This is a genomic window from Mucilaginibacter sp. P4_G9, from assembly GCF_056400985.1.
Genome location: NZ_JBFUKF010000004.1, coordinates 26,019 through 47,077, shown reverse-complemented (window position 1 = coordinate 47,077; position 21,059 = coordinate 26,019). Strand labels below are relative to the sequence as shown.

Here is a 21,059-nt window from a genome sequence, read left to right as displayed (position 1 = left end):
CCCGTAAATCCTTTTCATCATGAAAAACGCTTATAGAATATCATTAGCTGTTATAGCTTTTGCGCTGGGCGGGATGCCGGCAATAGCGCAAACCTCAAAAGTAGGGGCCGCAAATATTCCGCCATCTGACCCGGCTACTTATAAAGGAGTTGAGGGCAAAACCCTTGCCGAATCAAAAGAATGGTGGGCAAAACCACTAAAAGCCCCTAAGGGCGCGCCAAACGTGGTTTGGATTTTGTTGGACGATGTAGGCTTTGGCGCATCGGGAACTTTTGGAGGGTTAATAAGTACACCAAATTTTGATACGCTTGCCAACAATGGCTTGCGGTATACCAACTTCCATACCGCGGGTATTTGCGCGCCAACACGGTCGTCGTTACTTACCGGGCGCAACCATCATTATGTACATATGGGTAATTTTGCCCATGCTTCAACCGCCGCCGGTTTTCCGGGTTATGATGGCCGCATTCCGCCTGATAAGGGTACTATTGCCGAAGTATTACGTGCAAACGGATACAGCACTTTTGCCGTGGGTAAGTGGGGCGTAACACCCGATGAAGATACAACCGCCGTTGGGCCGTTTGACCGCTGGCCCACCGGCAAGGGTTTCGACCATCATTTTGGTTTCCTGGAATCGGCAACCGACCAGTATAACCCGCCACATTTGGTGGAGGATAACTTCCATATCAAACCGGATGGCCGTAATCTGAATGAGCAGATCACCGACAAAGCCATAGCCTATATCGATGCTGCGCACAAGGCAGCGCCCGATCAGCCTTTCTTTTTGTATTATGCCCCCGGCGCCACCCACGCCCCGCACCAGGTAAGCAAGGAGTGGAGCGATTTGTATAAAGGTAAGTTTGATGAGGGCTGGGATGTATACCGCCAAAGGGTTTTTGACAACCAAAAGAAGGCCGGCTATATCCCCGCGTATGCCAAATTGCCCGAGCGTAACGAGCGTATCCAGGCGTGGAACAAGCTGCCGGCTGATCAGCAAAAATTATACGCCCGTTTTATGGAGGTTTATGCGGGATACCTTACCTATATCGACAACCAGGTTGGCCGGGTGATCAGCTATCTGAAAGCTTCGGGCCAGTTTGATAATACATTGGTTTTTGTGATGATAGGCGATAACGGTGCAAGCAAGGAGGGAACTGTTCACGGTGTCATCAATCCAAAAAACTCCGCCCTTACTACCCCCGAGGCTGATTATATTAAAAAGAACGAAAGCGATTACGAAACCATCGGTACACCCGAAGCCTCAACCAATTATCCTTTAGGCTGGGCACAGGCAGCTAATACGCCATTTAAGTATTGGAAATCGGATGCCGATGCCGAGGGAGGTACCCACAACCCGCTGATTGTTTATTATCCAAAAGGGATTACCGAAAAAGGAGGCATCCGTACACAATACGGCCACGTTTCGGATATCTTCCCCACAACCATTGAGGCTGCGGGCTTAAAACTACCTGGTTATATCAAAGGCATTAAACAGGATACACTGCAGGGCAAATCGTTGTTCAGCTCGTTTAATAACGCCCAGGCAAAATCACTGCATACCCAACAATACTATTACATTTTTACCTCACGATCTATCTATAAAGATGGTTGGAAAGCCGAGGCGGCACACCGCCCGGATAACGTGGATTTGCTAAACTTTCCGCAGGGCAAGGTAATTCCTGGACGTAATTACGACAAGGATGTTTGGAAGCTTTATAACCTGAACGAGGATTTTAATGAACGCGTTGACCTGGCCAAAAAATACCCCGAAAAGCTGAAGGAATTGAAAGACTTATTTGATGCCGAAGCTAAGAAGAACCACATCTACCCATTTATCGATAGGGACGATATTAACAACAAAAGAATTCATCACCTCGAAAACAATAATTAAGCTTATGAAAAACTTAAAAACTATATTGCTGGCCCTGCTGGTAATTTTCACCGGCGAAGTAAAAGCACAATCGCCTGCGCTGTTATCAATTGAAGCTTTTGCAGCCAAATTAAAACAGGCCAAAGATCCGCTGGTACTTGATGCCCGCTCTGCCGAGGAGTTTGTGCAAAACCATATTAAAGATGCTATAAATGTTGATGCCAAAGCCGCTGATTATCAGCAAAAACTTGATGGCCTGGATAAGGATAAACCAACATTTGTTTATTCGATAGCCAACGGCCGCAGCGCTGTGCTTTCGCGCGAGTTGCGGGCCAAAGGTTTTAAAGATGTGGAAGAACTCCCCGGCGGTTTGGCCAATTGGATTGGTTCGGGATATCCTATTATTTCGACTACAAAAAAAGGTGTATCGCTTTCCAAAGCACAGTTTACCGAACTCGCGGCATCATCGCCATTGGTTTTGGTTGATTTTGGATCGAGGTATTGCGGTGCCTGTAAAAAGCTGGTGCCCGTGCTCGACTCTTTGAAGGCTAATGCCGCCTTTGCACCCAGGGTGATCAGCATTGAAGTTTATGACAATACCGCCCTTGCCAAAGAGCTAAAGGTAAACGTGCTGCCAACATTGGTACTATATAAAAACGGCAAGGAAGTTTGGAAAAAGCAGGGCTTTTCATCAACCACTCAAATTAAGGCCGCTACCGAACAAGTTAAAACCGGACTGACTGCCAGCGGTAAATAAAGCACAGCTATGCTAAAACGAATCTGTTACTTACTTATCATTATGTTTTATATGGGGCCTGCATTTGGGCAGGCCCCTAAACAAAAGCCCAATATCGTTATTATTTTGGCCGACGATATGGGCTTTTCTGATATCGGCTGTTTTGGCTCCGAAATCAGCACCCCCAATATCGACAGGCTGGCCCGCGAAGGCCTTAAAATGACCCAGTTTTATAATGCCGGCAGATGCTGCCCATCGCGTGCGGCATTGTTAACCGGTTTGTACCCGCACCAGGCCGGTGTTGGCGATATGGTAAAATATAAAGGTTCACCCGCATACCAGGGATTTTTAAATGAAAATAGCGCTACCATTGCCGAGTTGCTAAAAGATGAAGCGGGTTATAATACCATTGTTTCGGGGAAATGGCATGTAGGTTTGCAGCAATCTGCACTGGCATATAACCGCGGGTTCGACAAGTCGTTTACGATGTTGAACAACGGCAGCAGCTACTTTAATTCGGCACCGCTGTATAATGATGGCAGCAAGATTACTTTTATGCTTAATGATAAAGAAGTAACCCGGAATGATACTTCAAAATACCTTACGCAGGCCATTACAGATTTTGCTGTCAAATCTTTAGATGAGATCAAAGAGCAGCAAAACCCTTTCTTTCTGTATGTAGCTTATAATGCACCGCACTGGCCCATCCAGGCTTTGCCCCAGGATATTGCAAAATACAAAGGCCAATACCTTAAAGGTTGGGATGTTTTGCGAAAACAACGCTATGAAAAACAGCTGGCCGCCGGTATCATCAAAAAACAATGGCAATTATCTGCCCGTGATGAGCGAGCACCAGCCTGGGATTCCCTGTCTCCCGAAGAAAAAGATAAATGGGACACCCGCATGGCCATCTACGCGGCGATGGTTTACCGAATGGATGCCTGTATCGGCGAGATCATAGCCAGGCTTAAACAGCTGGGAAAGGATAAAAACACAATTATCCTTTTCGCCTCAGATAATGGCGGCAGTGCCGATGAAGTAAAAAGTTTAGCTACGGTTATCCAAAAAACGGGTTTACCAGGCTCGGTAAATTCTATAGACAGTTACGAGATCCCATGGGCCAACCTAAGTAATACGCCGTTTAAATTGTTTAAGCGCAATACGCATGAAGGTGGTATAGCAACACCACTGATAGCCTGGTATCCGAGGCACATCAAAGCAGGTAGCGTCAATAGCAGTCCTGGTCACCTGATAGATCTGATGCCCACCTGTCTTGATCTTGCAGGGGTAAAATATCCAACTCAGTTTAAAAACAGGCGGCTTACACCCTTGGCAGGCATCAGCCTGGTTAACGCTTTCAGAAACAAAATTTACAAAGGTAATAAAACACTATTTTGGGAACACGAAGGTAGCAGGGCTATCAGAAAAGGCAAATGGAAGCTGGTGGCCGAACCTGGCCGCCTATGGGAGTTATATGATCTTAATGCTGATCGGTCTGAAATAAAAAACCTGGCCGTCAAGTACCCGGCTAAGGTCAAAAATCTTCAAAACGAATATTCGGCCTGGGCGAAAAGTGTAGGGGTGGTTGATTGGGATACGATAAAAAATCTTTGAGCTTTGTGTTTATCCGCGTGCTTGTTGCCTATAAGCAAATAATAAACAAGCGTTCCATGGTATGTATAAATTAGCGCAAAACATCTGTAACAGAGATTGCTCATTTTTGATTTTCGTTGAATGCTTGCAACATATCTGTTTCAATGGTTTATTTAACATTACGCTAACATCACATTTTTACCTTTGGCCAAAACACTGAATTTGGCATGTACCCTGCACTTACCGATGAAGCGTTAATGAGTCTTTTGAAACAAAATGACCATTTGRCCCTTGAAGCTCTTTTTTCCCGTCATTACAAATCCCTGTGTCAGTTTTGTACTGTATACACCAGGGATTATACGGTAGCCGAAGAAATTATCGCCAACCTTTTTATGAAGCTCTGGGATAACCGCTATGATGCTTTAATTCTGAATGTAAAAAGCTACCTTTTTGCATCGGCAAAAAACCTGTCACTCAACCATATTCAAAAAAAGAAAGCCCCGGTTGATTTTATGGAAGATTTAGAGATGGGTCAGGATATTATCCATGACAGGGATACGCCATTTAAGATCCTTTCGGGCCGTGAATCCTATAACGGGATACTGACAGTAATAGATACCCTGCCAGCCAGCCAGCGGCAGGTATTGCTGATGAGCCGTATTGATAACCTGGATAAACAGGAAATTTCCCGCATCCTTGGGATTTYGGTGCGTACGGTAGAAACCACCTTGTATCAATCTATCAAAAAACTTCGCCTGCTTTTAAAAGGCTACCACAATTCCGCTTCCGGGAGTTAATAATTTCTTAATGTAATGTTAACCAACCTGGCTACGTACGCCGGGCAATAAATCTGTCTTTGATATCAGAGACAGATAATGGAAGATAAAAGTTACCAGCTAATAATTGATTATTTTGAAAAAACTATCAGCGATGATGGTTTGACGCAATTACAGGAATGGATTGAAGCAAGCCCCGATAACCTGACGCAATTCAGCGAAACCATACAGATCCTTGAAGTATCCAAATCATACTTTAAACAAACAGAGCATCCTGAAAAAATGTGGGCAAAGATTAATGCCCACATCAGTCAGCAGGAAAGCCTAAAGCCTGCACCTGTTCAAAAGCGCAGGTGGCTTGCCTATGCAGCAGCTTGCTTCCTGGTTTGTACATCGGGCTGGCTAATTTATAGGAACCTGAACCGTAAGCCGGCTTTAACTGCCGAATACGAAGTGATCAGCAACGCCGATGGCAAACACACTAAGTTTTTGCTGCCCGATAGTTCAACCGTATACCTTGGTGGGGGAAGCAAATTGAAGTATGCCAAAAACTTTACAGGTAAAACACGGGCTGTTTACCTGGATGGTGAAGCTTTTTTTGATGTGGTACACCTGGCAAAACCGTTTACGGTAAAAAGCCGGCAGATCACTACCGTAGTTTTAGGTACCTCATTTAATGTAAAGGCTTATGCTGCCGAAAATAAGGTGGCAGTTACGGTAAAAACCGGCAAAGTAGGCGTAATGGCCGATGTGCACGGAAAACCGCAAATGGTAAAATATCTGCTCCCGAATGAACAGATTAGCATCAACACAGTAAGCGGGCTGTATACATTTAATACAGCCGATGCCCGCGCAGTAAACTCCTGGATCAACAATGATTTTATTTTTTACGATACAAGCCTGAAAGAGATAGCCGCATCTATGGAGCATTATTACGGGGTGCAGATAGAGTTTACCGAACCCGATCTTGGTAAGGTAAGGCTGACTGCAAAGTTCAAAAATGTTTCATTAAAACAGGCCATGGAAAACCTTTGTGCGCTATCGGGGCTGGCCTATACCCAAAAAGGAGCGCGCGTATTTATTTCAAACAACAATCAAAAAGGAGGAAAGATTATGAAATAGTATTTACGCTATAATGGTAAGGTAAGCCCGGAATTGCTGGTAACAATCCCAGGCTAAAAAATAGAATTTAAACTCACGATTAAACAAGTATAAATTAAGTAAATATATGAAAAAGTTATGGTTATTAACCATGCTGTTCCTGTTGCATATGCCTTTTGGCTTTGTCGGCGTCAAGGCACAAACAGTAATTAATAAAAAGATCTCCTTCGGTACAGATGGCATCACACTTAAGGATGCTTTTCAACAGGTAGAAAAGCTAAGCGATATTTCTATCAGCTATAATAACAACTTATTGGACGACAAGCGCATTGTAAAAATCAGCAAGGCCGAACGTTCATTGGAAGAAACCATTACTTTGCTGTTAAAAGGTACTGCATGTACCTTTAAACAGGCCGGAGACAGGAGCATCCTGATTATTGCAAAAACAAAGGATAAGGGCAAAATAACAGGTAAAATATTTGACGAAAAAGGCGAGCCGCTTCCCGGTGCTTCGGTCAAAATTCCGGTTGCAGGTATCAGCGCAGCTTCACGTAGCGATGGTTCCTTTACACTAAACGTTGCCGAAGGTACGTATACTGTTGAGGTAAGTTTTCTTTCTTATCAAACTCAAAAAGCAGCTAATGTTTTGGTTAACGCCAATGGCGTTACTAATTTAAATATTTCACTTAAACCCGCATCCAACAGCCTCAATGAAGTTGTTGTAACGGCGCTGGGTATTAAGCGCGACGAAAAGGCTTTGGGATATGCGGCAACCGTTGTAAAAGGCGAACAGCTTACGAGCGCACTATCCGGCAACTGGACGGATGCATTATCGGGCAAGGTAGCGGGTTTAAACCTCATCCGTTCAAACAGCGGGCCCGCAGGATCAAACAAAATTATTTTACGGGGAGAAAATAACCTTACCGGGGATAATGAAGCGCTGATTGTAGTTGACGGTGTGGTTATTAACCAGGGCAGCGGGAGGCGGACATCCAATTCGGGCGAATCTGCTTACGGCACCAGCAGCGACAACATGCCGGCAGATTACGGCAGTAATGTGAATGACCTTAACCCGGAAGATATTGAGAACGTAACCGTACTGAAAGGGCCGGGTGCAGCGGCATTGTACGGCCAGCGTGGTGCAAATGGTGCTATTATCATCACTACAAAATCGGGCACAAAACGGAATGGCCTGGGTATCACCTTTAACTCCAATGCATCCATTGAAAGTGTGAACCGCTGGCCGGATATGCAGTATGAATATGGCCAGGGTACTGCCGGGTCGCGGTATTATTCTTTCGGTGCCGGGCCGGATGGCGCCAGTACCAGTGCAACCAGTTCGGCGTACGGCCCTAAGTTTGATGGGCAGGAGTTTTACCAGCTTGATCCCGTAACCCAAAAGCAATCAACGGTAAGAACGCCCTGGGTTCCTTACAAAAATCAAAGTCGCAATTTTTTTGATGTAGGCCAAACCTTTACCAATTCCATCAGCGTTGATGGTGGCACCGATAAAACAAGTGCCCGTTTTTCGGCAACCAACGTAACCAATCACTGGATCACCCCCAATACAGGCTACACCCGCAACAGTATAGCGTTATCTGTTAATTCAAAGATAAATGATAAACTAACCATCAGCTCTAAAGTAAATTATAACAATAAAAACAGCGATAATTTACCGGGCGCGGGCTATGGTAACCAGTCATTAATGTACTGGTATATTTTTTGGCAGCCCAGCGCAGATTTGAACTGGCTGAAAAACTACTGGAAAAACGGGCAGGAAGGTAAAGCTATATATTACCCGTTCAGCTCGTTCCCCGAAAACCCTTATGCTATATCGTACGAATTTATCAATAAATCAAACAGGAATTCGGTTACCGGGAACATCCAGGCAGAATACAGCATTACGAAAGAACTGAGCCTGCAGGTGAGAGCGACCCTGGATATGGGTTATGAACAACGCGCACAGGAGCGCCCCTATGATGCCGGTACCAAATACCCTAAAGGATCATACCGTACCCAAAATATTTACTCGGAAGAAGCTGGCGGCGATTTCCTGTTGAAGTATAACAAAAAGATAAGCAGAGATCTTACTATTACGGCAACCGGTGGTGGTAGCATGCTCCGCAATAATTACAACAGGGACGAGGTTCGTGCAGATTCCCTGGTATATCCCGGTGTTTATTCGATGTCAAACAACGCGGGTGCATTGGTTACAGCACCGTTTAAATCAAAATATGCAATCAACAGTTTTTACGGCTTGATATCTACCAGCTTTAAAGACTATTTGTACCTTGACCTTACCGCGCGGCAGGATTGGGTGAGTACACTGGCCACCGCAAACCGGACCGACCAGGTTGGCTTTTTTTATCCTTCAGCAAGTTTAAGCTTTATAGCCTCGGAGGCATTTAAACTGCCACAGGGTATTGATTATGCCAAGCTGAGGGCATCGCTTGCGGGTGTGGGCAGCGGTACAACAACTCCGTATCAAACTACCTTTAATTATGTTACGGCAGGCAGCACTTATGCCGGCGGCTTACAAAATCCGCGTACCCTTTCTAATCCCGATTTGAAACCATTGCGGACAACTACGCTGGAACTTGGCGCCGAAATGCGCTTTTTCAAAAGCCGTTTAGGATTCGACCTTGCTGTTTATACCGGCAGTACCAAAAACCAAATCCTTAACCGGACGATAGACCAGTCTTCGGGATACAGCCAGGCGGTTATCAACGTTGGCAGGGTAAACAACAAAGGTTTGGAGCTATCGTTAAACGGGGCACCGGTACGTAAACCAGGTGGGTTCAGCTGGACTGTTAATGCAACCTTTACGGCCAATAAAAACACCATACAGGAACTGGCAGATAGCGCGGTGGTACTTCGTAACGGGCCAACCGGCGGCGCGCAGATTGTTGCCAGGGTTGGCGGCAGCATGGGCGATATGTATGGCAGGGGATATTTACGATCGCCTGACGGACAGATTGTTTATGACCCGGCAACAGGCTTTGCAAAATTATCTAATAACCTGGTTTACCTTGGCAACACCATGCCGAAATGGAAAACCAGCCTTGGGCACGATTTTAAGTACAAACAGGTTGGTTTACACCTGTTATTTGATGCGCAGGTTGGCGGTGTTTCTTACTCGCTGTCCAACTACAAATTGGCCGAGCAGGGTAAAACAACCAACACGCTTCCGGGCAGGTACAATGGCATCATCGGTAACGGGGTTATCCAGAATGCCGACGGCACCTATCGCCCCAATGATGTAATCGCCTCTGATGTTGACGGCTATTACCGCTCTCATTATGGTATTGATAATGCCGAGGGTAACACATTCTCCACCAACTTTATCAAATTCCGCGAGGCCAGGCTTGATTTTACGCTGGGCTCACGAACCACCAAACGACTGGGCCTGCAGCGCGCCACGGTAGGTGTTTATGGCCGCGACCTCTACATCTGGTCTAAATGGCCAATTTTCGACCCTGAATTTGGTACGCTGAGTGGAAGTGATATTGTGCAGGGTTTCGAGGTCGCGCAGTTTCCATCTACCCGCACATTTGGTTTTAACATAGTTATTGGTATTTAATAATTGATGAAATGAAAAAGAGTTTAAAGATGATATCAATGCTGCTGTTATGCACCGTTATACTATCAGCCTGTAAAAAAGGATTTGTTGACCTGAATACTGACCCGAATGGAACACCGAACGCTCTGCCACAGCAATTACTGGCGCCAGCACTGGTTAATACGGTAAGCATCAATATGCTGCGCAGCCGCAACTTCAACAACGAGCTGATGCAGGTTACTGTAGACCCCGGAGATGGCGAAGGTAAGGTTTTCAGATACGATGTTAAACGCACCTGGGCCGATTATACCTGGAACGGCTGGTATACCCAGTTAACCAATTTTAAGGACATTTATACCGTAGCCAGCCAGCCGCTTACCTATAACAAAACCTATATGGGTATCTCGCTCATCTGCCAGTCATGGCTATATTCCCTGCTGACAGATACGTATGGTGACGTGCCCTATTTTGATTCCAACAAGGGTAAGGAGGGTAATTTTACTCCAAAGTTTGATAAGCAGAAAGATATTTACCTTGATATTTTTAAAAAGCTGGAAGCGGCCGATACCTTGCTGAACGGGGCAGCGAATATTTTAGGGGGCAGCGACCCGGTTTATAAAGGCAATGCCTTAAAATGGCGGCAATTTGGCAACAGCCTGTACCTGAGGTTGTTATTAAGGATTTCGGGCAAGACGGATGTTTCTGCCGCTTGTATTGCCAAGATCAAAGAGATAATAGATACAAACCCCTCGGCGTATCCCATTATGGCAAGTAATGATGATGCAGCCGTATTGCGCTGGACGGGCGTAGGGGCCCTAACCTCGCCATTTATAGGAGGGGTACGTGAGCAGGACTGGCGTGCTTTAGGCATTGCCGACTTTTTTATCAATAACCTGAACCGGTGGGCCGATCCGAGGCTGCTCACTAACCGCTGGTCGATAGCTACCTACCAGGGCAGTTATGTAGGCATTCCCAGCGGGTATGCGCCGGGGCAGGGTGTACCTAACCGGTCATACTTCCTGTCTACCACATCGGCAACAACGCTAATGAGCGAGCCTTTGATGGGCAACATCATGAACTATTCCGAACTGCAGTTTATCCTGGCAGAAGCATCAGCCAAAGGCTGGATCTCTGGCAATGCGAAAACCTATTACAACAACGGCGTGCTGTCGGGCATTACCTACTGGGTGCCAACTTTTAACACACCTATAGATACTTATTTAACCGGCGCGGATATGACCTGGGACGATGCCGCGACGCTGGATAATAAAATGGAGATGATCCATCTGCAAAAATATTATTCGATGTTTTATACCGATTTCGAGCAATGGTTTGAGTACCGCCGCACAAGCCATCCCGTATTGCCTAAAGGTAACGGGCTGGTTAACAACGGTATTATGCCTGCACGTTTAACCTACCCTGTTTACGTGCAATCGGCCAACCCTGATAATTACAAAGCGGCGGTTGCCGGCCAGGGTGCCGACGAGATCAGCACACAGGTTTGGTGGCAGAAACCATAATAATTAAATGATAATCCAGATCTCCATAAAATGAAAAAGATATATTTATTCCTGCTCATAACCGCAGCAGTTGGCTTTACTGCCTGTAAGAAAAACAATTATGCAGAAGGCACTCTTAGCCCGATAATTGCTATTGTGGATTTGAAGGGGCTGTACAAAGGTACAGATGTGGCATTAACTGCCGAAAAACTAAGCGGTGCAAAAGAAGTTACGGGCGTGGTTATTTCCGATGCAGCATCGGGCAACGTTCCCGCGGGTATTTTAGTGATTGAAAACAACAGGCGGAACGCCATCCGGGGTATTTCGCTGGCCATTGGCGCCGCTGCGGCCAACTATGTCCCCGGCGATTCGGTAGTGGTGCAGCTTGCAGGTGCTACCTTAACCAAAGTGAACGGCAGCATGCGCGTTACCGGGCTGCAGGAATCGTCGGTAAGTAAAGTATCGGCTAATCATGTCATATGGTTGCAGGCTGTGCCATCGGGCAAAATACTGGCATCTCCGGATATTTACGAGCATACGCTGGTGACCGTTAGCAAGGCTATTACCCAGCCCGAACCTCAACAGGGCGAGACCCTATCAGGTGACAAAATTATTAATGACGGATTTGGTAAGATGACCCTGCATACCCAGGCTGCAGCAATATACGCCGGGCGGGAACTGCCTTTCAGTGCAAATTTCACGGGTATCCCCTTTATTTCGTCTACCGCGGCAGATACTACCGTGCAGTTATGGCCCCGAACCAAAGACGACATATTCACTCTTGCTGCTACCAGGCCATCGCCTGTAATTATAACCGGGTACCTTACCAACCCAGGCGGCAGCGATGCCAATTATGAGTATATCCAACTAATGGCCACCAGGGAAATCGATTTTTCGGTGACCAATTTTGCTGTGGTTACCTGTAATAACGCCGGTACTAATCCAGCACCGGTTAACGGTTGGGCAAACGGCCAGGCGCGGAGCTATAAATTTAACCTTACAGCGGGCAAGGTAAGCAAAGGGCAGTTTTTTTATGTAGGGGGCAATAAAAACATCTGGGGTGCAGGCAGTACAGATATCAGCGCCGCCAAATGGATCAGCAGTACTCAATATTCAACCGACCCGGGCGCCGACTTCGGCAGCGCTACCTCAAACTTATTGGCCAATAGCGGTAACGTAGCAGGTATAGCCATATTCCAGGGGATAACGGTAGATGCCACAACCGTGCCCGTTGACGTGATCATGTATGGCGGCAACGGAGCAGTTTACGCTGTTGGGCCGCCCGAGATTGGTTACCGTATCACCAATACCGACTACTATAGCACCATAAACCCGGTAAGCCACGAAGCTCAGGGATTTTACGGTGGCGGTACCAATACCTCGAAACTGACGCTGCCAACCGATGGCAATTTCGCCAGGCTTGGCGGTGTTTATGATGCAATTACCGGCCGCTGGACAACCGGGCGTACAGTAGCAAGCATCCCCTTAACGCTCACATCATCTTTAAGCACTATTGAAGCGGGTACCGGTTTTACAATCCTGCAAAACTAAAATCAAAATCCCCGCACCGGTTAAAAATACAGGTGCGGGGATTTAACAAAAATTGAAAATGAACAGAAGATCTTTTATAAAAAATGTTGGTTTAATAACCGGGAGCGCCTTCATTGCGCTGCATGTGGATGCCCTGGCTAAAACCGGAACCGGCCTTATTAAAGGAAGGGTTACCGACGGCAAAAAAGGCGTCAAAGATGTCGTCCTTTCCGATGGCTTTTCGGTTGTACTGACAGACGGAGAAGGTAATTACCAGATGATGCCGAATGAAAAGGCCAAAAGCATATTCATGAGCACACCGGCCGGTTACGCGTTTAAAAACGATTACAATATTGCCAAACAGTATGAAACCCTGAGTAGTGACAGCTATTACGATTTCAAGCTGGAACGCTTAAAGGCGGATGACGATAACCATCATTTCATTATCTGGGCCGATCCACAGGTGAAAAACAAAAAGGATGTAAAGCAATTGATGGAAACATCGGTGCCCGATACCATAGAAACTATCCGGTCGTTGGGTAAAAATGCGTTGGTACATGGCATTTGCGTAGGCGATTTGGTTTGGGATAACCACGCGCTTTTCCCCGATTATAACGAGGCTATCGCAAAAACAGGCATCCCGTTTTTCCAGGTGATAGGTAACCATGATATGGATTACCGGATGGGAGGCGACGAAACATCGGATGTTACCTTTAAGCAGTTTTACGGGCCTACCTATTACTCCTTTAACCGTGGTAAAGCCCATTACGTGGTGCTGGATGATGTGCGTTGCCTGGGTGTTGAACGCGAGTATGATGGCTACATAACCGAAGACCAGCTGGCCTGGCTGGCAAAAGATCTGCAGCATGTTGGCAAAGATCAGCTGGTCATTATCAACCTGCATATCCCGGTATATAACGCTGTTAAAAATAACAAAGATTTCTATGCCGTTCTGCAGGACTTTAAGAACGTGCATGTCATGTCGGGCCATACACACTGGCACGCCAATAACTTTAGTAACGGCGTATACGAGCACATCCACGGCACAGTTTGCGGCGCCTGGTGGACAGGCCCCATTTGTACCGACGGCACCCCGAGGGGCTACGGCGTTTACGAAGTGAATGGTACCGCCCTGAAATGGTATTACAAATCAACCGGTTTGCCCAGAGAAAACCAGTTAAGCATTTTTGTAGAGAAACTCACCAACCAGATGCGCCTGATTGCCAATGTATGGAATTATGATCCGCAATGGAAGGTGGAATATTTTTTAGATGATAAACCAATGGGAGCGTTATCTAAAGAAACCGGTTACGACCCTTTGTCGGTAACTTTGTATAAAGGTGATGATCTGCCTGCGGGCCGTCATTTCGTGGAACCCCATGAAACAGATCACCTTTTTGTGGCGCACTTTGAGCCTGCCATAAATAAAGTGAAAGTGGTGGCTACCGACAGGGATGGCAACAAATATGAAAGCGAAGTTGATGCTAAATAGATCATTAAATATCATAAGCCAACCTATAACAAGTCGTAGAAACCCAGACTTACGAAGTAATTAATTACTTCGTAAGTCTTTTGCCGGTTTGACACTCACCCTTCAGAATTTCGCGAAATTTAAGATCATTCTCAGGAAATCGCTATAAAGCTATTAGGGTTAGCAGCTTACAAAGACGACCTTAAAGTTAAATAAAAAGGTACTTCGTAGCGGGTAGTTGTACCGTTTTTAATAATTGCAGCAGTCATTTCTCCCATTTTTTCAAAATCTGTTGATATGGTGGTTAAACCGTTTAGTATGATTTTTTTAAGCGGGGTTTCGTTATAGGATATTACACCCACGTCTTTACCTATCTGCAATTTTGTCGCCAGGATTCGCTCAATCAAAACAACCAGGTCATTTTCCATCAGGTTGATAAAAACCTCACCTTCGTTTATAGGTTCTTTGTGTATATCATGAACAACTTTATAAGTAAAGGCATATTGGATACAAAAACTAAAGAAGCCTTTCAGTATCTCACCCGGAAAATAAGTGTATTCGGGAAATATAATCTTTAATGTATGGTACTTGCTAAGCTGCGGCAGGGCCTGCTCCAGGGCATGAAAAATATCTTTTTCAAAATTTTCATATACAGCTGCAAAGTCGCCTTTTACACCGGGTACCAGCTTGTCAAGTATTATCAGCTTGTCTTTGGGTAACGTATTAATTATATCATGCACATTTTCGCCGCCATCCATAAAATGCGGTAAAATTACGTAGTGCGTGTAATCGTTACTGTTGTTTTGGATCAGCTTTTTAAAAAACTCGAAATCGTTATTATATATATAAAAATCGATAGCAGCCTCATGCCCGAGGCCATTAACAATGGCGTCATATACCAACTTTTTATGGGTGCTTAGCTTATTAAATATTAAAAACACTTTAAATTGCTGGCCTGCCTCGGTGTTTTTAATATAATATCCCTTACCCGGTACAGAACCAAGCAGGCCAATTGATTTTAAGTGTTTATAGGCTTTTTCGGCAGTATCCCGCGATATTTCAAAATTGAGGTTCAACTCATTAATGGAGGGGAGTGTTTCATTAATAACCAGTTTCCCTTCACGTACACTTTTAATAATCGAGTTGGCTAATTGTATATATTTGGGTGTGGATGAATAATAGTCAATATATATGTATTCCAATAATCGCGAAGATTTCATACCTCATCTTTAAATCCTATGCCTGGCTATAAACTTAAAAGCAAGTTTAAGCGAGCTAAAGTTAAAGCTTTTTGCCAGTTAATCATGATGTCACAGGATTGTTAACTGAGAAAAGAAATGTTACTTTGGCAAACATACAGGTTGGTTTAAATATATAAGCGATTTTTGGACGAAGTGTATATCAATAACCAATTGCCGTATTTACCTTTTAACATTTACCTATGGATCGCGTAGCATTTAAAATGAAGCTTTTTCCCGGCTTTGAACAGGAGTACAAAAAACGCCATGATGAAATATGGCCCGAATTATCAGCGCTGCTAAAAGATACGGGAATAAGCGACTATGCCATCTTCCTGGATGAGGAAACCAACAGCCTGATCGGTGTTTTGAAAGTAAGCGACAAGGCCTTGCTGGATACTTTGCCTGCAAAGGCCGTTATGCAAAAATGGTGGGCCTACATGGGCGATATTATGGAAAGCAATCCTGATAACTCACCGGTAAGTATTCCGCTAAAAGAGGTTTTTTATTTGCCATAATTTTAACAAAGGGGCATGGGGCCGGTGTTTACAACGATAAGGCTGTAAGCTGCTCAATGAAAGCAGGGTAGCTTTTTTACTATACAACAGTAACAAGCGGTTTGCTTTTTTAGTCCGTCTTGTAGTCTACGATTTTACCTTTCATGCTTAGCCGGGCGTTCTATAATTTTGATTTTAACCTGCTTAACCCTTCTTGTGTAATGTTCAAATAATTAGCCACCAGCCTGTTGGGCAATCGTTTTATTATTTCGGGGTTTTCTTTGAGCAATAATAAATAGCGTTCGGTGGCATCGTTAGTAATAAAACTCATTAACCTATTGGTGTTTATTACATAGGCATATTCCAGCTGATGACGATAAAATTTCTCCCATACAGGCAAGGTTTCTACCAGGTGGTAAAAATCCTTTCTATCCATATATAGCAGTTCAGAGTCCATTACTGCTTCAATGTATTCCTTTGAACGATTTTTGGTGATAAAAGACACCATCGATGATGATGAATCATTTTCAAATATGATTCTTCGGGTAACTTCTGTGCCAACGTCCTTTATAAAATAGATTCGCAGGCAGCCTTTCACAACAAAATACATCCTATTTGACAAATCTCCTTCGTGCAATAAAATTTCTTTCTTTTTAACCGTACGCGGCTTAAAATACGAAAGAATGAATTGCAAATCTTCGTCGCTCATTTTAACTTTTCTCTGGATGTATCTGGCTAAGGTTTCTTTCATAAACATTCAATCGAATTTATTACTTATTAAAATTATGCATTTTGTTTCAAGAACTTCGGATAGATTAACAATGCGGCAAACGATGCTATAAATGCGTTTATCAAAAATACCTTATCAAAGCCATAGGTTATTGCCTGCGGCGAACTGCCGATTTTTGAAGTACCTGACACTCCCGACAAAACAGCGAAGATAAGGCCCATGACCGTTGTTCCGGTTATTTGCCCTAAAATCCGCGACAGCGACAAAAAACCGCTTAGTAGCCCGCGCTGGTCTGCTTGTGCTATTTCCATAACAACCGTGTTGTTAGGGGTTTTAAAAAAATTCAATCCCAGCGCAATAATTCCGATCCGCCATAGATAACCTCCAACATTTTCGGCCGGGGTAATTGTACTCATACAAAAGCATCCGATTGCTATGGTAAGTACTGCACAAAACATCACATTTTTTGCACCATACCTATCGGCAATTTTGCCTGCATAAATACTAAGCGCAACAGTTAATAAAGGGCCGAAGGACATAATTAACCCAACCTGTACCAGGCTGTAATTAGCTGCTTTTAAAAGATAAAACGGCGGCAATATCACAGTTGTAATAATTACGGTATAAACAAGCACCGTAGTAACCAGGTTTTTGCTAATAAGCCTGTTTTTAAAAATGGCGACGTTTATTAAAGGATGCGCTAATCTTCTCTCAAACTGAATAAATGCAAATAAGCCGATAATAGTGACTGCTAACAACGTTAAAACAATGGGACTTCCAAAACCGCTTTTTTCAATCATCGTCATACCAAAGCAGTATGACGATAAGGTTGCTGCTAATAAAATTATTCCAACCCGATCAATGGGCGTACGTTTTTTAATGGTGGAGCTCATTATATATTTATGGCCCAGCCCATAAGCCACTATTCCAAAAGGGATGTTTACCAAAAACATAGATTGCCACCCGAAGGTTGAAAGCAATATGCCGCCAATAGTTGGCCCGCTTGCAATGCCCAGGGCTGTTATTGTTGATAAAACCCCCATTGTTTTGCCCAACTGTTTTTTAGGTGTGAGCTCGGTTGCAATGGCCATACTTAAAGCCAATATTAAGGCTGCCCCCAAACCTTGTAACCCACGAAATAAGATAAATAAGGCTGCACTATTAGAGATACCGCAAAGCAAGGATGCTATTGTAAATATAGCAATACCCGCAAGGTATAATTTCTTTTTACCTACAATGTCGCCAAGCCGCCCTGCAGCCGTAATTAAAGCAGTAAGCACAAGCAAGTAAGCCAGCACAAACCATTGTGCCGAGGCAAAAGTGGTTTTTAGGCTTTTAATCATAGTTGGTAATCCTACGCTCACAATACTTGTGTCGAGGTTCATCATAAATAAGCTTATAGAAATACCAGCAATAGCAATTTTCAGTTTGGGAAAATTGCCGGTAGAGCTTTCTGCAATGCCAGTTATGGATAAACACTCTAATGTTTCTGTTTTCATGCCACAAAATTGGAAAACAGAAAATGAATAAGCATTGATGTGTGTTAAAAAATGGAAGGGTTATAATAATAGCTATTTTACACCCGGGTCGTCAGGGGAGCAGCCCCTAACCATTTTGTAGCCAGGGATTTCAACCCGTGGGATCCGGACAATAAAAAACAGCGGGCCATAGGTTCGGTACATATAACATTTGAATCGTTTTTTATGAGTTTTGAACAGGCAATGAATTTGTTACACAAACAACACCTTCATTCAGGATAGTGCAGGATGCTGCCTGAATAAACATGGTATAACTTTATCTATTATAAACCATGCCCCAATTTTGGGCAGCCAGATAACCAGGTAAATTAGTATTCATCATGATCAAATTGCGGTACAAGATCTTATTGCCCTGTTTTTGTTTTTTATTGTGGCTTGCCTTACCTGCAGCACTTTTAGCACAAGGAGCTAAAACCAGTTTTAAATTTGATTTTGGAAGCGGCAAGGCAGCCAAAGGTTATCAAAAGGTAGGCCCGGCTGATAAGTTTGATGACAATAAAGGTTATGGGTTTGATTTTGACTCAAAAGTAACAACAGTGGTCCGCAATCCCGGGAAACTACTTACAGGTGATTATGTGACCAGCGATAAACCTTTCTATTTTTCGGTAAACGTGCCCGAAGGCAATTATAAAGTAACACTGGTATTGGGCGACATTAAGGGCAACAGCAATATAACCGTACGTGCCGAGTCGCGCAGGCTGATGCTGGAGAAAGTTAAAACCGGTAAAGGCACTATAAAAAGAGTAAGCTTTATAGTAAATATACGTAAGCCGGATATCGGCACAGGCGCTAAGGTATCCCTTAAACCCCGTGAATTTGGAAAATATGACTGGGATGATAAGCTCAGCCTTGAATTTAATGATATCCGGCCATGTATTGACGCGCTTGAAATAGAAAAGGTGGACGACGAGGTAACTGTTTACCTGGCGGGAAACTCCACCGTGGTTGACCAGGATGATGAGCCCTGGTGCTCATGGGGGCAAATGATCACCCGTTTTTTTAAACCGGGAATATCCATTGCCGATCATGCCGAATCGGGCCTTACCCTGGGCAGCTTTTTAAATAGCCACCGTTTGGATAAAATATTAAGTATCATTAAGCCGGGTGATTATCTTTTTATCGAGTTTGGGCATAATGATCAGAAAGAAAAAGGTCCTGAAGATGGGGCCTATAAATCATATACAGATCGCTTTAAGCTGTTCATCAGTAAAATACGCGATAAAAATGCCATCCCGGTTATAGTAACTTCCACCAGCCGCCGCGCTTTTAATGATAGCGGTAAAGTGGTGAATACGCTGGGCGATTACCCGGACGCTGCAAGAAAAATTGCCAAAGAGCAAAATGTACCGCTGATAGATCTTAACACGATGACAGCTAAATTTTATGAGGCCCTTGGTAACGAAGGTTCTAAAAAGGCTTTTGTGTGGTATCCTGCCAACTCGTTCCCCAACCAGCCTAAAGACCTGGCCGATAATACCCACTTTAACAGTTATGGCGCCTACGAAATTGCCAAATGTATTATTGAGGGGATTCGGCGCAACCACCTGGGTATTGAGAAGTATATTATTGATGCACCGCCGTATGATCCATCGCACCCTGACCCTGCCGACACTTTCAGCCTGCCCGTCAGCCCTAAAAACAGCACTATAAAACCCGACGGAAATTAATTAAAAATCTAAATAATGATGATAAGCAAAAAACCGGCTTTGATGACTTTCGCCCTTTTAAGTATGAGCTTTTTTACCACAAAAGCCCAGGATTTATTAGAAACAGGAGGCATAAAACCCATGCCGGCCCGGTGGATTGATAAAGAAACCGGCCATAAGGTTGTTCGCCTGGTAAACCGTGAAAATGATAACGGGAGTTTTTATTTTAACAACAATCCTTTTGTTCCCCAGGAAAAAGGCGAGGGTGATTTGATGGTGTTTTACGGTAAAACGGATAAGGGTTCGCAACTGTTCACTGTTAATCTTAAAACCCTAAAGACCGAACAGTTAACCGGCCGCGAAAAGGTATCGGGAGAAATGGTTTGCGCTAAAACCCGTGAGGCATTTTACCAAAGCGGCGATAGTATATTTGCTGTAAATGTAAATACCTATAAAACCAGGTTTATTTACGCTTTTGCCCCCGACTTTAAAGGCAGGGTAGGCACCGTAAATGCCGATGGAACTTTCATGGCATGTGTTAAAGCTACCGGTGAGCAGGAACGCCAGATACTGGCCAAATATCCCGAAAAGCACGATTTTTTTAACAGGATCTATGATGCGCATATTCAGCACACCCTATATGTTCTTGATGTTAAACACAAATTATTAAAACAAATACACCAGGAGAACGAATGGACTAACCATCTGCTTTTCTCGCCCACGGATCCCGATAATTTGTCGTACTGTCATGAAGGGCCTTGGGAAAAGGTAGACAGGATGTGGAATATCAATATAAGAACCGGCCAAAATAAACTATTGCATAAGCGTACCATGGTAAATGAAATTGCCGGCCACGAGTTTTTTTCGCCGCTTGGTAATACCGAGTGGTTTGATCTGCAGAAACCTAAAGGACAAACATTTTTCCTGGCGGGCATTAACATGAAAACAGCTAAGGAAGATCGCGTTTACCAGATGGACCGCAACGAATGGTCAATCCATTTCAATGTTACCAGGGATGAGCAAACATTTGCAGGCGATGGCGGTAATGCCGGGCAGGTAGCAAAAGCGCCCGATGGCATGTGGATCTATCTTTTTAAACCCGATGGAGATCATTTTAAATCGGAGAAACTGGTTAATATGAAAAATCACAACTATCACCTTGAACCTAATGTGCATTTTTCGCCCGATGAAAAATGGGTTATCTTCAGAGCCAATTTTGAAGGTCATGAAGGCGTTTACGCGGTCGAAATTGCCAAATACAAATAAAAAAATCTA

General features: G+C 44.2%; 15 protein-coding genes. 12 read left to right on the top strand and 3 right to left on the bottom strand.

Going from position 1 to position 21,059, the window contains the following annotated elements:
- Positions 1 to 19 precede the first annotated feature (19 nt).
- From AC1DPZ_RS01170 to AC1DPZ_RS01130, 9 genes are all read left to right on the top strand, one after another.
- Entirely contained in the window at positions 20 to 1,891 is a 1,872-nt protein-coding gene (locus tag AC1DPZ_RS01170; protein WP_477400663.1) for an arylsulfatase, read from the top strand.
- 4 nt (positions 1,892 to 1,895) lie between these two features.
- A complete protein-coding gene (locus AC1DPZ_RS01165) occupies positions 1,896 to 2,627 on the top strand; it encodes a thioredoxin domain-containing protein (RefSeq protein ID WP_477400662.1) in 732 nt (243 codons plus the stop codon).
- Positions 2,628 to 2,636: 9 nt separating this feature from the next.
- Positions 2,637 to 4,220, top strand: coding sequence for an arylsulfatase (locus AC1DPZ_RS01160; protein WP_477400660.1), 1,584 nt, complete (start codon positions 2,637 to 2,639; stop codon positions 4,218 to 4,220).
- Between the two features lie 206 nt (positions 4,221 to 4,426).
- Positions 4,427 to 4,996, top strand: coding sequence for an RNA polymerase sigma factor (locus tag AC1DPZ_RS01155; RefSeq protein ID WP_477400658.1), 570 nt, complete (start codon positions 4,427 to 4,429; stop codon positions 4,994 to 4,996).
- Between the two features lie 78 nt (positions 4,997 to 5,074).
- Positions 5,075 to 6,097 carry a FecR family protein gene (locus AC1DPZ_RS01150; protein ID WP_477400656.1) on the top strand — a complete coding sequence of 341 codons (1,023 nt, stop codon included), beginning with the start codon at positions 5,075 to 5,077 and terminating at the stop codon, positions 6,095 to 6,097.
- A gap of 106 nt (positions 6,098 to 6,203) precedes the next feature.
- Complete coding sequence (locus AC1DPZ_RS01145; RefSeq protein WP_477400655.1) at positions 6,204 to 9,656, top strand: SusC/RagA family TonB-linked outer membrane protein; 3,453 nt, start codon at positions 6,204 to 6,206, stop codon at positions 9,654 to 9,656.
- Positions 9,657 to 9,667: 11 nt separating this feature from the next.
- Positions 9,668 to 11,155, top strand: coding sequence for a SusD/RagB family nutrient-binding outer membrane lipoprotein (locus AC1DPZ_RS01140; protein ID WP_477400653.1), 1,488 nt, complete (start codon positions 9,668 to 9,670; stop codon positions 11,153 to 11,155).
- 30 nt (positions 11,156 to 11,185) lie between these two features.
- A complete protein-coding gene (locus tag AC1DPZ_RS01135; protein WP_477400652.1) occupies positions 11,186 to 12,685 on the top strand; it encodes a DUF5689 domain-containing protein in 1,500 nt (499 codons plus the stop codon).
- 58 nt (positions 12,686 to 12,743) lie between these two features.
- Positions 12,744 to 14,156, top strand: coding sequence for a calcineurin-like phosphoesterase C-terminal domain-containing protein (locus AC1DPZ_RS01130; protein ID WP_477400651.1), 1,413 nt, complete (start codon positions 12,744 to 12,746; stop codon positions 14,154 to 14,156).
- Positions 14,157 to 14,323: 167 nt separating this feature from the next.
- Here the strand turns inward: AC1DPZ_RS01130 and AC1DPZ_RS01125 are convergent, their stop codons facing one another.
- The gene (locus AC1DPZ_RS01125; protein WP_477400650.1) at positions 14,324 to 15,355 is read right to left on the bottom strand and encodes a GntR family transcriptional regulator; all 1,032 of its coding nucleotides are present in this window, start codon (positions 15,353 to 15,355) and stop codon (positions 14,324 to 14,326) included.
- Between the two features lie 221 nt (positions 15,356 to 15,576).
- Between AC1DPZ_RS01125 and rhaM the strand changes: the two genes are divergently transcribed.
- Positions 15,577 to 15,891, top strand: a complete 315-nt coding sequence (rhaM, locus tag AC1DPZ_RS01120) for an L-rhamnose mutarotase (RefSeq protein ID WP_477400648.1) — start codon at positions 15,577 to 15,579, stop codon at positions 15,889 to 15,891.
- A gap of 160 nt (positions 15,892 to 16,051) precedes the next feature.
- Here the strand turns inward: rhaM and AC1DPZ_RS01115 are convergent, their stop codons facing one another.
- Positions 16,052 to 16,621: a Crp/Fnr family transcriptional regulator gene (locus tag AC1DPZ_RS01115; protein ID WP_477400647.1), complete on the bottom strand. Its 570-nt coding sequence runs from the start codon at positions 16,619 to 16,621 to the stop codon at positions 16,052 to 16,054.
- A 32-nt stretch (positions 16,622 to 16,653) separates the two neighbouring features.
- Complete coding sequence (locus tag AC1DPZ_RS01110; RefSeq protein WP_477400645.1) at positions 16,654 to 18,099, bottom strand: MFS transporter; 1,446 nt, start codon at positions 18,097 to 18,099, stop codon at positions 16,654 to 16,656.
- Between the two features lie 359 nt (positions 18,100 to 18,458).
- Between AC1DPZ_RS01110 and AC1DPZ_RS01105 the strand changes: the two genes are divergently transcribed.
- Together AC1DPZ_RS01105 and AC1DPZ_RS01100 are read left to right on the top strand one after the other, a co-directional pair.
- Positions 18,459 to 19,805, top strand: a complete 1,347-nt coding sequence (locus AC1DPZ_RS01105) for a rhamnogalacturonan acetylesterase (protein ID WP_477400644.1) — start codon at positions 18,459 to 18,461, stop codon at positions 19,803 to 19,805.
- A gap of 15 nt (positions 19,806 to 19,820) precedes the next feature.
- Positions 19,821 to 21,050: an oligogalacturonate lyase family protein gene (locus tag AC1DPZ_RS01100; protein WP_477400643.1), complete on the top strand. Its 1,230-nt coding sequence runs from the start codon at positions 19,821 to 19,823 to the stop codon at positions 21,048 to 21,050.
- Positions 21,051 to 21,059 lie beyond the last annotated feature (9 nt).